The organism is Pirellulales bacterium, from assembly GCA_036267355.1.
Classification (GTDB): domain Bacteria; phylum Planctomycetota; class Planctomycetia; order Pirellulales; family DATAWG01; genus DATAWG01.
In genome coordinates this window covers 30,212-43,281 of record DATAWG010000122.1, presented here as the reverse complement: position 1 = coordinate 43,281, position 13,070 = coordinate 30,212, and the positions used below count along the sequence as shown (strand labels likewise).

The 13,070-nt window shown below is 61.7% G+C and carries 10 protein-coding genes; 8 read left to right on the top strand and 2 right to left on the bottom strand.

All coding sequences use genetic code 11. The features are described from left to right. Nucleotides 1-2: 2 nt before the first annotated feature. Both VHX65_19060 and ruvB read right to left on the bottom strand, forming a co-directional pair. Nucleotides 3-2,276, bottom strand: coding sequence for a fused MFS/spermidine synthase (locus VHX65_19060; protein HEX4000656.1), 2,274 nt, complete (start codon nt 2,274-2,276; stop codon nt 3-5). 177 nt (nt 2,277-2,453) lie between these two features. Further along, nucleotides 2,454-3,506, bottom strand: a complete 1,053-nt coding sequence (gene ruvB / locus VHX65_19055) for a Holliday junction branch migration DNA helicase RuvB (GenBank protein ID HEX4000655.1) — start codon at nt 3,504-3,506, stop codon at nt 2,454-2,456. 1,094 nt (nt 3,507-4,600) lie between these two features. Here ruvB and VHX65_19050 point away from each other — a divergent pair. The 8 genes from VHX65_19050 to VHX65_19015 all read left to right on the top strand — a co-directional run bounded on the left by VHX65_19050 (nt 4,601) and on the right by VHX65_19015 (nt 12,945). Then, a complete protein-coding gene (locus VHX65_19050; protein ID HEX4000654.1) occupies nt 4,601-5,818 on the top strand; it encodes a hypothetical protein in 1,218 nt (405 codons plus the stop codon). After that, on the top strand, nt 5,815-6,264 hold the full coding sequence (locus VHX65_19045; protein HEX4000653.1) for a hypothetical protein: 450 nt from the start codon (nt 5,815-5,817) through the stop codon (nt 6,262-6,264). Before VHX65_19050 ends, VHX65_19045 begins: the two co-directional genes overlap by 4 nt. Nucleotides 6,265-6,266: 2 nt before the next feature. Continuing rightward, nucleotides 6,267-7,889 carry a phage terminase large subunit gene (terL, locus tag VHX65_19040; GenBank protein ID HEX4000652.1) on the top strand — a complete coding sequence of 541 codons (1,623 nt, stop codon included), beginning with the start codon at nt 6,267-6,269 and terminating at the stop codon, nt 7,887-7,889. Between the two features lie 124 nt (nt 7,890-8,013). Further along, the gene (locus VHX65_19035) at nt 8,014-9,504 is read left to right on the top strand and encodes a phage portal protein (protein HEX4000651.1); all 1,491 of its coding nucleotides are present in this window, start codon (nt 8,014-8,016) and stop codon (nt 9,502-9,504) included. A 30-nt stretch (nt 9,505-9,534) separates the two neighbouring features. Then, a complete protein-coding gene (locus VHX65_19030; protein HEX4000650.1) occupies nt 9,535-9,717 on the top strand; it encodes a hypothetical protein in 183 nt (60 codons plus the stop codon). 229 nt (nt 9,718-9,946) lie between these two features. Next, complete coding sequence (locus VHX65_19025; protein ID HEX4000649.1) at nt 9,947-10,933, top strand: hypothetical protein; 987 nt, start codon at nt 9,947-9,949, stop codon at nt 10,931-10,933. Between the two features lie 66 nt (nt 10,934-10,999). Next, nucleotides 11,000-11,692, top strand: a complete 693-nt coding sequence (locus VHX65_19020; GenBank protein ID HEX4000648.1) for a hypothetical protein — start codon at nt 11,000-11,002, stop codon at nt 11,690-11,692. Nucleotides 11,693-11,763: 71 nt separating this feature from the next. Beyond that, nucleotides 11,764-12,945, top strand: coding sequence for a hypothetical protein (locus tag VHX65_19015; protein ID HEX4000647.1), 1,182 nt, complete (start codon nt 11,764-11,766; stop codon nt 12,943-12,945). The last annotated feature ends 125 nt before the right edge of the window (nt 12,946-13,070 follow it).

The following is a 13,070-nucleotide window of genomic DNA, read 5'->3' as shown; positions in this document are numbered from 1 at the left end:
GTCTACTTCAGAATATCGAACAGATCGCTATACTCGTCGGTCCACAACAGCGAACGTGCGCGCGCCGGCGGTTTTGCCGCGAAATTGCCGAGCGTTTTCAGCAGCTCGGCGTTGCGCGTCAGCAGCATCCAGTCGGCGGTCGAGGTGCCAAGATCGTCGTCTCCTTGGCTGTCGATTCGCACCACCTTGAATTGAAGATGATCGGCCAGCCCGCGCACGACCGGATCGAGATCCAAATAGCGATTCGAAATGTGGATCGCCAACACGCCATCTGGATCGAGTTGCCGGCGATAAATTTCGCCGGCCTCGCCGGTGATTAGATGCGTCGGGATCGCGTCGCCGCTGAAGGCATCGACGACTAACACTTGAAACCCGCGCGACGGCTCGCTGGTCAATTCTCGTTCCAGCGACAGCCGGGCATCGCCCATCACGATTTCAAGTTGGCCGCTGCCGTGGAGCATTCGCTCTCGGGCATCGCCGAGATAGGTGAAATATTTGTCGGCCACCAGCGGCACCTGCGGATTGATTTCGTAGAACGTGAAGCGATCGTTCTTGGCGGCATAGGCGGCAAGCGTGCCGGTGCCCAGGCCGATCGCTCCGAGACGAACGGTCCCACGCGTGCCGAAATATTCGATGGCCCTGCCGACGCCGCTATCGCGGCCGTAATAGGTCGTCGGTTCGTCGCGAAGCGTTTCGTTTTGAAACTGCATTCCGTGCTTGATGCGGCCGTTGAGCAAATATCGAACCGGCTCGAATTCGTCGTCGACCTCCAGCGATCCTGCGGTAACGCTGACCACGCCGTAAAAGTTTCTCCGCGCATCGACCACGCCGCTATTGGCAGACATGCCCTCGAGCGTCGCGATATAAAGTGCCACCGCGAACAGCACCAGGCCCGGGCCGAACAGCCAGGGATAGCGGCGCACGAACCCGTTCTGTTCCGTGCCGAACATAATGGCGACCGCCAAAACGCAGCCTCCCAACAAGGCGATCGTCCATTCCGTGTAGCCGGTTTGAAACACGATCGGCGCGACGAGACTGACCAACAGGCCGCCGACGGCGCCGCCGGCCGCGATCAACAAGTAGAACATCGTCAGATGCCGCGGATGGGGGCGAAGGCGAACCAGTTGGCCGTGGCAAAGCATGCAAATCAAGAACATGCCGGCGAAGCTCAAGCCCGCGTCGATTTGGATTTTGTCGAAATTGCCGGGATCCAGCCTGACTTTCGGCATCCAGAGCGCGCGCGTCGTCCAAAACCCGCCGGCGAGAAACATCAGCAATGTCATTACTGCGTAGAGCCGCGGCATGTACCAACGCGCGTGATCGAAGCAGATGATGAACGACAGCAAATACAAACTGAGCGGCGCGATCCACAGGAAGGGGATCACCGCCACATCCTGGCAGACATGGTTTGTCGTCGCCAAAAACGTCAACGAGGCAAACGCCGGCAGCACGAGCCACAGCAGCCGACGGCCCCACCCGGGCGACCGCTCGCCCCCCGCGGCGGATTCACTCGCGTTTTGATTTGCGATTGCCGCGGCATCCGGCGACCGATAAGGGTTGCCCGCATCCGGCGCTGGCGGCGCCGCCACAACGAGGCCCCCGGCCTCGGCCTGCACGCGAGCCGCCTCGTCGAGCGTTTGTTCCGCCGGCCATGCGGTTGACGGCCCACCGACGATTCCCGCCCGCACCGCGAGAAATCCGCACAACAAGCCAAACACGACAAAGCCAATTTCCCAATATGCGGCTTGCAAGCCGAGCGCAAATGCGGGCTCGATAAGAAACGGATACGTCAACAGCGCCAACAGCGAACCAACATTCGACAGCGAATAAAGCCGATACGGAGAGCGGCCTGGATAATCGCGGGCAAACCATGCCTGCACCAATGGGCCGGTTGCCGAAAGGACGAAATACGGCAGGCCGACGCACACCGCAAGCAATAGCAAGATCCGCCCGGCGGGGTCGGAGCCATCCGGCGGCTTCCAACTCGGCCCCGGCAGAATCGGATACACAGCGACCGCCAGCAATAAAAGCGCGACGTGGATCACCGCTTGGGCCCGCGGCCGCAGCGCCTGCGTGAAATGGGCGTAGGCATACCCGGCGAAGAGCAACGTCTGAAAAAACAGCATCGCCGTCGTCCAAACGGCCGGACTTCCGCCAAACCAAGGCAAGATGGCCTTGCTGATGATCGGCTGCACCTGAAACAGCAGAAACGCGCTGACGAATGTCGTCGCCGCGTAGAACCACACCAGTTGGCGGCGGCTGAGACCGTTGGTCATTGTTTCGGATGTCCGAGAATTGCGGCGGCTTGGGGGGCGGGGCTGCCACGCGCGAAACCGCAAGCGAGCTTCCACCGCCCTCGGGCCTCGAAGCTCGCTTGCGGTTTCGCGCGCCAGCGTCTGACGGCGCGCGGCGCATCCGCAGCCGCTCCCCCGGCTTGCAAGTATACCCCATGCTTAACCGAACAATCGTCGCTGTTGATCCTCGGCGGCTGCTTCGTCGGGCACCGCCAGGCCGAGATGCACATAGCCGGCCGACGTCACTTTGCGGCCGCGGGGCGTGCGGACCACCAGCGCCGACCGCAACAGAAACGGCTCGACTTCGTCGGAAAGCGTGTCGGTCGCGGTGTTCAGAGTGTGGGCAATCGCTTCGACGCCCACCGGGCCGCCATGAAAAACGCGGATAATTGTCTCCAGATATTTGCGATCTTGGCCGTCGAGGCCCAGCGTGTCGATTCCCTGCATCGCCAGGGCGGCGCGGGCCAACTCGAGATTGATCCGGCCGTCGGCCTTGCTGGTGACATAATCGCGAACCCAGCGCAGGCGGTTGTTCGCCAGCCGCGGCGTGCCCCGGCTGCGGCCGGCGATTTCCTCCGCACTGGCCGCGTCGATCGGCACTTGCAGCTTCGCCGCGCTGCGGCCCACGATCTCGGCCAGCTCGGCCACGGTGTAAAAATCGAGATGCTCGCGCAAATGGAACCGATCGCGAAGCGGCGCCGAAATCATGCCGGCCCGCGTCGTCGCGCCGATCAACGTAAACGGCCGCAAGGGCATGTTGATCGTGCGTGCGTTGACCCCTTCGCCCAGCAGGATGTCGATCCGAAAGTCCTCCATCGCCGGATAGAGAAACTCTTCGACCGGTTTTGGCAAACGGTGGATCTCATCGATAAACAATATCGACCGCTCTTCGGCATTGGTCAGATAGGGAATCAGATCCTTGGGGGCGGCGAGCGCGGCCCCGCTGGCGATCTGAAAGCTAACGCCCAAGTCGCGCGGGATGCACATCGCGAACGTGGTCTTTCCGAGACCCGGCGGTCCGTCGAACAGAATGTGCCCCAGCGTTTCGCCGCGCTTTTGCGCGGCGTCGACGGCGATTTCCAACCGCGCGTAAACCTCGCGCTGCCCGACCATATCGCGCATGCGCTGCGGCCGCAGCTCGCGATCCGCCTCCGGAGAGACCACGACGTCTGCGATTGTCTCGGCAGCAGCTTGCAAGATCGGCTCGCGCAAGAGTGGCTCCCGAGCTCTCAGAATATCGGATTCGGCGGACGGCGATCGAACCCGCTCGAAGCGAACGGGCATTGACCGGCAGTATACCGTTTTCCGCCAGCGGTGTCTGTCACCGCTGCCGCCGGGTGGTGGTCCCTTCTCGTGTGCCGGCAGGTAGTCGGTGAAAAGTGCGTTGCTGGCCTGTAGTGGTCCTTGGTTCAGGCCTGTTGGTCTGATGGGCATAGGGGCATTCTAGCAGAGCGTAGCGGGCTCCGGTTTTCACTGTACAAAGCAGCCTGCTTGTACACTATTGGACATGAAAAATCCGCGACTTTTTTTGCAGTTTTATAGCCGATAACGCTAGTCTAGTGTTGCGTCAACGCTAAATTTTGGGATCGTCAAAGCGATTCGCCGCCCTCCGACCCACGATCCAACATCTTCACAACACTAACCCGAAGTGTTAGCGAGGGAGCCCTGCAACGGCGGCATCGTCTCACTGCAGGCGGCAAAGCCGCGCGCACATTGGATGACTGCGTTCGTGACGGCGACCCGCAACCGAGCGCATCCTCGCTTACGCTTCGGGCTAGTGTCGCCGTGCGTCGCAATCTTGCGAGGTGTCATCCGTCCTGGCTTCCGGCCTCGCTTACGCTTCGGGCTAGTGTTGCGTCAACGCTGGGTTTTGGGATGGTCAAAGCGATTCGCCCGAGGATTCGCCGCCCCACTACCGATCCACGATCCCGAGTGGGACGCAACACTAACCCGAAGCGTTAGCGAGGGAGCCCCGCAACGGCGGCATCGTCTCACCGCGGCGGCAAAGCCGCGCGCACATTGGATGACTGCGTTCGTGACAGCGACCCGCAACGGAGCGCATCCTCGCTTACGCTTCGGGCTAGTGTTGCGTCAACGCTGAATTTTGGGATGGCCAAAGCGATTTCCCGGACGATTCGCCGCCCCCGACCGACCCACGATCCCAAGTGTGACGCACCGCTAGTCGAATCGCGAAACCGCAAGCGAGCCTCCATGCCAAACGCCGAATGACCCTCGCTTGCGGCTTCGCGCGTTCCGCGTCGCTTGCGTACCTGGCCTGCCCTCTGACCCCTGATCTCTCGCGCTTCATGCCCACGCCTCTCGACATCGTCGTCCAATGTCCGGTGTTCAATTCCTTTCGCGTTCAGCAGGTGGCCGGGATGTTCGATGTGCCGCTCGCGGAAAAGGTGTCGCAACGCTTTTCGGTCGAAGTGCCGGATCTAACCGGCGAACTCGATTGGCGAATCGGATTGATCGTCGGCCCCTCGGGAAGCGGAAAGACGACGGTCGCCCGGCGGCTGTTCGGGCCGCGATTGGTCGAGCACGCCAGTTGGCCCGACGATCGGGCCGTAGTGGATTGCTTCGGCGACCGATCGATCCGCGAAATCACGGGATTGCTGACGGCCGTCGGCTTCAGTTCGCCGCCGTCTTGGATCAAGCCCTACAACGTGCTCAGCGGCGGCGAGCGGTTTCGTTGCGATTTGGCGCATGCGCTCGCGGGCTGCGGCTCGGCCGATCCGATGGCGGATGGATCGGCTGGCCTCGGCGACGGCGCGGCGCAAATCCTCGCTTTCGACGAGTTCACCAGCGTCGTCGATCGCACGGTTGCCAAGGTCGGATCCGCGGCCGTCGCCAAGGCCATTCGCAGCGGCAAGATCGCATGCCGGTTTGTCGCGGTGACATGTCATTACGACGTCACCGAGTGGCTCGCGCCCGACTGGGTGCTCGACATGTCAAGTTGCATGTTTCAACGGAGGTGTCTTCAGCGACCGCCGATCCAGCTCGACCTCTTTCGTTGCCACCGCCGTGTCTGGCGTTTGTTTGCGAAGCATCATTATTTGAGCGGAAAGTTGAATCCGATGGCTCGTTGCCATCTTGCGATGTGGGAAGGATCGCCGGCCGCATTTTGCGCGACGCTGCCGGTGATCGGCCGGCGGCGGCATTGGCGCATTTCGCGAATCGTCACGCTCCCCGACTACCAAGGCATCGGCATCGGCATGCGCGTGGCCGAGTCGGTCGGCGATTTGCACCGCTCCCAAGGACATCGCTTTAACGTGACCGCAAGCCATCCGGCGTTGATTGCCCATTGCCGTGAGTCGCCGCTGTGGCGCGCGATCCACGTTCAAAAAAACGGTTCCCGCGGCAAGGGAAAATTTGCCCCGGGCTATCACGGTTCGGCCGGCCGCGCGGTGGTGTCGTTCGAATATCTCGGTCCGCCGCGCGGGCATCGCCGACCGGAGCCGAACGCCGACGGGTGCTCGAAAAACTCCTCGGCACCGCGTGGGCCTGGAGAGCCGGCCGAGTGAAACTAGACGAGACCAAGAAACGCGAGGTCTTCGCCATTCTCACCGTGGGCGGAACTCGCCTCATGGCGGCGCAATACGTCGGCTGCCATGTCGAAACGATCCGCAACACGGCACTTCGCGAACCCGGCTTTGCCGATCAGCTTCGCAAGGCCGAGCTTGGGCCCGAAATCACGTTCCTGCGAAACATCCAACAAGCCTCGAAAGACCCCAAGCAATGGCGAGCCTCGGCCTGGGCCTTGGAACGATTGTATCCCGATCGTTACGGCCGCCGGCCGCCAAAATCGATCACGCCCGAGCAACTCGCGGAAGTCGTTCGCGAGATGGGCACGGTGGTTGTCGGCGAAGTGCCGGTCAAACGATTTCGCGAGCAGGTACTCCTTCGATTGAGCGAACTGGCCGACAAAGATTTCGATCGGCCGCCCAAGAAACGCCGCGCAAAGAAATAGACATGCGAAACGATTTGCCACCCAGCCGCCGCGATGCCGCGCCCGAAGTGGTCCAGCGCTGCTTTCGATTGCTGCGCGAATCGATCGAGCGCGGCATGGCGGCCGCCGATGCGGGGGCGACCGGTCTTCATCCAGCCGGCTTGCTCGATTGGGCCCGCGCTTTTCTGCCAGAGCATGTTCGCTTGGCCCCTTCGCGAATGCACCGGTGGATGGCGGCGCACCTTGATGAAATGCACGCGGCCCGCGGACAAAAATTGAACGTCGTCGGGCCGCGCGGCGGAGCGAAATCGACGATCGGCTCGCTGGCCTTCGTGCTCCGCGCCGCAGTGGAAGCACGCGAGCCGTATATCTGGATCGTGTCCGACGCCAAGCACCAGGCCGTCAGCCATCTGGAGAATCTGAAAAGCGAGCTGCACGACAATCCGCGCCTCACGGCGGCCTACCCCAAGGCGGCCGAACCGGGACAAGTGTGGCGCGAGAACACTGTGCGGCTGGCCAATGGAGTGACGATCGAAGCCTTCGGCACCGGCCAGCGCATCCGCGGCCGTCGCCGCCGCGCCGATCGGCCGACGCTGATCGTGTGCGACGATATTCAAGACGACCGGCATATCGAATCGAGCCTTGCCCGCGATCATTCGCGCCGCTGGTTCCACGGCATGTTGATGAAGGCCGGCACCAAGCGCACCAACGTGGTAAATCTTGCCACCGCCCTGCACCGCGAAGCGCTGGCGATGGAATTGCACGCCACGCCCGGTTGGACATCGCGCATCTTTCAGGCCATCGAGCGCTGGCCCGACCATATGGATCTATGGGACCGATGGGAACGCATCTATGCCGAAATCGACCGCGCCGACGCACGGCAAGCCGCGCTCGATTTCTACGCGGCCCATCAGGCCGAGATGAACGCCGGCGCCATGCTGCTTTGGCCTGAGGAAGAAGATCTATACACGCTGATGTGCATGCGCGTCGAAGGCGGGCGAACGGCATTCGAGCGCGAGAAGCAAAATGTGCCGATCAATCCAGAACTGTGTGAATGGCCCGAATCGTATTTTGGCGACTGGCTCTGGTTCGACCGTTGGCCCGATGTGGTTCAGCTAAAAGTGTTGGCGCTCGATCCGAGCAAGGGGACCGAATCGGGCCGCGGCGATTATTCCGCCTTCGCGATGTTGGCGGTCGATCGGCTGGGCGTGCTCTATGTCGATGCGGATTTGGTTCGCCGGCCGACCCCGCAAATCGTCTCCGACGGCGTCGACCTCTGCCGCCGTTTTCGTCCCGAAATATTCGGCATCGAAGCCAATCAATTCCAAGAATTGCTGGGCGGCGAATTCGCGGCCGAATTAGCCCGGCAAAAACTGATCGGCATCGTTCCCTGGGCCGTCGAAAACCGCGTGAATAAAGAGACCCGCATCCGCCGGCTCGGCCCGTACCTGTCGAACCGGCGAATCAAATTCAAGTCGGGCTCGCCCGGCACGCGGCTCTTGGTCGAGCAACTAAAAGAATTTCCACTGGCCGATCACGACGACGGCCCCGATGCGCTCGAAATGGCAATCCGCCTCGCGGCCGAGTGGTTCGACCGTCGCGGCCGAGGCGATGGCTTGGGCGACCGGCTGCCGATCAGCGTTTAGTTTTTTCGAACCGGCCGACGCGAAACCGCAAGCGAGCTTCGATACCCTGGCCGCGAGGAGGCTCGCTCGCGGTTTCACGCGTGCTGCTCACAAGATGAACCCAATCTCAAAACAGGAGGTGACCATGCCCCAGCCGAACCATTTGAAGGGTAACGACGCCACTCTAAATCGGCTCGAGCGCCGTCTCCAAGAGGCCTATGAAGAATTGTGGAGCAGCTTCATCGATCCGCGCGATGCGATGTTCGACGTCGACGGCTTGCCGTGGCTCCCGGTCGGATTCGATGCCGATGTCGGTGCTCCGTTTGGTTGGGGGCCAACGAGCGACACGCAGCTTCGCGAAATTCGCAATCAATGCCGGCTATTGGCCCTCGGCAACGAATTCGCGATCAATGGGCATGAAAACCGGATCAGCTTCATCGTCGGCGCCGGCCACACCTATTCCGCTGCCGCCAAGAAAGGCCAGCAGGTTCCGGCGGCATGGGTGGCGGCCGTGCAAGCCGTTCTCGATGAATTCATCCAGGCCAACAACTGGCAGCGGCGGCAACAAGAAATCGTGCTTCGCCGCGACCGCGATGGCGAAGTGTTTCTACGGTTTTTTGTTTCGGCCGACGGCGCCACTCGCGTGCGCTTCGTCGAACCGGGCCAGGTCGCAACTCCTCCCGATCAGGCAGCGAATCCGGCCGCCAGACTCGGCGTCCTCACCGATCCCGACGATGTTGAAACCGTTCTGGCCTACTACGTCGACGGCCAGGCGATCGACGCGGATCAGATCCAGCATCGCAAGGCGAATGTCGACGCCAATGTTCGCCGCGGACTGCCGCTTTACTTCGCGGTGCGCAAGAATCTTCGCCGCGCCGAAAAGCTGCTCCGCAATATGAGTGTGGTGGCGGAGATTCAATCGGCCATCGCGCTGATTCGCAAGCATCACCGCAGCAATCGCGGGGCGGTCGAGCAATTCGTCGCCGCCAGCGCCGATGTGAACGTGACGAATTCGGTCACCGGGCAATCGGCCAATTTCCGCCGTTACGGGCCCGGCACCATCCTCGACGCCCAGGCCGACGTCGATTACGACTTTCCCGCCGCCGGCATCGATGCCGCCAACTTCGTGGCCATCTTGCAAGCCGAGCTGCGGGCGATCGCCGCGCGGCTGGTAATGCCGGAATTCATGCTCAGCTCCGACGCCTCGAACGCCAACTACTCCTCGACGATGATCGCCGAAGGCCCGGCGATGCGCATGTTTCAGCGCTTGCAAGCCGAACAAGTGGCCGACGATCTGCAGGTGATGTGGCGCGTGGTGCTGAATGCGGTTGTGGCCGGCCGGTTGCCGAGCGAAGTGCAAACCGCGATCGATATCGCGGGCGTCGCGCCCACGCTGGCCGTCCGCGATCAATTGCAAGAGACGCAGCGATTCCAGATCGAAAATGCCGCCGGCATTCTATCGCCGCAAACGTGGAGCCAGCGTCTCGGCTTGGACTACGGCCAAGAGCAGGCCAACCTCGCGGCCCACGCCGCGCGCCGTCGCGAAAATCAAAAGCCGATCGAGATCGACGCCGCCGCCTTGCCGCTCGACGCAAGCGCGTCGAATGCCCTGGGAGTGGCTCAATTCGGCGCTTGAAAATGTAATGAACTTTTGTATACTTATGCCATGATGACACTGAGCGACACGCCGACGAACAAGACGAAGGTCGATCAACTTGAAGCGGCGATGGCGGAAATTTTGTCGGAATCGCTCCGCCGCGGTTTTTACGGCAAGGCGGCGATCGAATTGGCGATTCAAGATGGCACGATCCAACACATTCGTCGCTTGATCGAGCGCATCGACAAGTGAAGTAGCGGGCACGCTCCGTGTGCCGTAGCGTGTGCTGCATAGCATCCCCTGGCCGTGGCGGTCGGCACGCAGTGTGCCTGCTTCAAAAAACATCAGTATTGTCTCGAGCCGATTGATCCCGGTTTCGAGCGCAAGCCCACTGCGGTCGCAAGGTAGCGCCGTAGTTGGGCTTTTTTTCTTGGATTTTGCTCGCTCGATGCGATGAGCATCCGCGACGGAAAGGAATGGCATGAACGAACTCTTGCAGGAATTCTGCGATTCGCGAAACGTGGCGATGCGCGTCGATCGGCAGGCGGGGATAATTCGCGGCGTGAAGATTCTTGGCCTCCAGTCGCGCAACGGCCGGCAATATCTGCCCGAGGCATTGGCCAAAGCGGTTCCGCTCTATGAAGGCGCCAAGGTGAACGTAAACCATCCCAAGGGAAGCCCGCTCTCACCGCGCGATTATCAAGATCGGATTGGCGTGATACGCGGCGCGGCGTTGAAGCCGAACGAAGGACTGTTTGGCGATTTGCATTTCAATCCCAAGCATGTGTTGGCCGAACAGTTGGCTTGGGACGCCGAGCACGCTCCGGAGAATGTCGGCTTTTCACACAATGTGCAGGCCCGCACATCGCGCCGCGACGATGGCCTGCTGGTCGAAGAAATCACCCGGGTGCAGAGCGTCGACTTGGTGGCCGACCCCGCGACGACACGCGGTTTATACGAGCAACGTCAACAGACGCCGCCGGAAGAAAATCTTGCCGTGCCATCGGCGATCCGAGAGTTGACTTTGGATCGGCTGAAGTCGGATCGGCCCGATCTGGTCGAATCGCTGTTGTTGGAGCATGGCGCCCGGCAACCCGCGGCATCGATAAGCGGCCCGGCGGCCGGCGCGCAAGAGATAGCCGCGCTAGCTCAGCTTCAACAGCTCCGCGCCGAATTGGAGCAATTGCGTGCCCAGCGCGACGCAGCGCTCTTGGAGCACCAGATTTCGGAGGAGCTGACAGCCGCGGGCGTGGCCGGTCCGCTGGAAACGGAATTGTTCCGCCAGCAATTGCGCGCGACCGCCGACGCCGCCGGCCGGCAAAGGCTGATTCTCGAGCGGCTGCAACTGGCCCGCGCGTTCGGCGCCGCCCGGCCGACCAGCAAAGACCAGCATTCGGTCGAATCGAAAGAGTTGCCGTGGTCGCCGGGGGATCCAAAGAGCTTCGCCCAGCGGATCACGGCTCTCTGATCGCCTGAGTCCGGCTTCCCCACCAAATCGTTCGCTCACTCTATCTAGCAATCAAGGAATCCTGTCATGACGAAGCTGGTCGACCTGTTGGATCAATTGAAGTATCGCCGCACGTTCGGCTACATGGACGATTTCGATTATTTCGTCGCCGGCGAGCGCTGGGCCTCGTCGGAAACGGGCACGGGCAGCATGACGGTCGGCGCCGAGCCGAACGGCCTGCTGATGATCGAGCCGAGCGCCGGCGCCGCGGCCGCCAACGATGCCATGTATTTGAGCGGCACGGGATTCGTCTTCCAGTTTCAGGCGAACCAACCGATCGTTTTCGAAGCGCTGGTGCAGTTCACCGAAGCCAATGCGAACCAGGCCAATGTGCTCGTCGGGTTTTCGGACACTTCCAGCCCGACGACCAGCCTGTTGGAAAACAACGGCGGCCCCGCGACCTCCTACACCGGCATGACGTTTTTCAAGCAGGGCGGAACCAACCTCTGGGGCTGCCAGACCTCGGTCGGCAGTTCGCAACTGACCACGGTCACTTCCACTCCGGCGGGCGGCGATCCACAAACGCTCACGGCCCAGTTCGAACCGATCAGCGCCACGCAGGCGGAAGCGAGATTCTTCATCGATGGCTTGCTGGTGGTCAAGCAGGTGTTCAGCTTTGCGTCCGCCCCGGTCATGCGGCCGCTGCTGGGCATCCAAAACGGCAGCGCCAACGGCGAGCAACTCAACGTCGACTACGTGGCTGCCTATCAGTTGCGCTAACCGACGGCGCGCTGTTCTTCAAGCGATTCTCCTTGCCTTTCGATTCGAACCACAAATTCGGAGCTTATTTCATGACGCGAGCCGTCAACTACCGGGAACTCAAACGCCTCTACGAAACCATGGGGCCGCAACAAGCTTGCCGCCATCTGCGCGATGCGCTGGCGGAAAAGCATCTTCGCCCCGAAGATTTCTCGTTGCGCGATCTGGCCGAGGCCACGATTCCCGATGGCCGCGAGTTTCTGCGATTGCTCGATCCGCGCGCGAAATCCGGGAATGTCGATTTGCTCGAAGCTGCCGACGCCGTCGATACGGCCACGTTCAGCAATATCACCGGCCAGATCATCTACTCGAAAATCATGGAGGGATTCACCTCCGAGGCCTTCGTTGCCTCGCAGATCGTCGAAACGATTCCGACTCGTTTCAGCGGCGAAAAAATACCCGGCATCGGGCAAATGGGCGATATGGCCGAAGCGATCGACGAAGGGGCCGTCTACCCGCACGTCGGCCTGACGGAAGACTACATCGAAACGCCCGCCACCACGAAGCGCGGCATGATCGTGCCGGTCACCAAGGAGGCGATCTTCTTCGACCGCACGCATCTCGTTTTGCAGCGCGCCGGCGAAGTCGGCGAGTTTCTCGGCTTGAACAAGGAGAAACGCCTGCTCGATTGCATCATCGACGGAAACACGACCGACGCCCGCTACAACTGGAAGGGAGTCAGCTACGCGACCTATCAATCGTCGGCCCCGTGGATCAACGTCAAGACGAACAACCCGCTCGTGGATTGGTCGGATGTCGATGCGGCCGAGCAGGTGATGGCCAACATTCTCGATCCGAATACCGGCGAGCCGATTATCGTCAACGCCGACACGATCCTCGTGTGCCCCGAGCTGTTGCATGCCGCTCGGCGGATCGTGAGCGCGACGCAAATCGAGCAAGTCGATAATCGAGCCGACGCCAGCACCGTTCGCACGTTTGCGCCGAATCCGATGGCCGGCAGCTATCGCGTCGTCTCCAGCCGGTTGCTGCGAGCACGGTTGAGCCTGGCCGGCGAGCCGACGAGCAACTGGTATCTCGGCAATTTCCGCAAGGCGTTTGCCTACATGGAAAATTGGGGCATCACCGTCACGCAGGCTCCGCTCAACAGCGAAGCCGAGTTCACGCAAGACATCATGATCCGCTTCAAAGCGAGCGAACGCGGCGCCGCGGCAACGCTCGAACCTCGGTATGTCGTGCAGAACTCGGCCTCCTGAGGGCCGAGCTGTGAGACGCGATGATCAGATACGCGGCGGCCGGGCGCGGTCGCATAGCCCGCCGCCGCTGTGGACCCGCTGTTTCCCCGTCTGCCGTGAATTATTGTCCGCCTCTAAGCGGATTC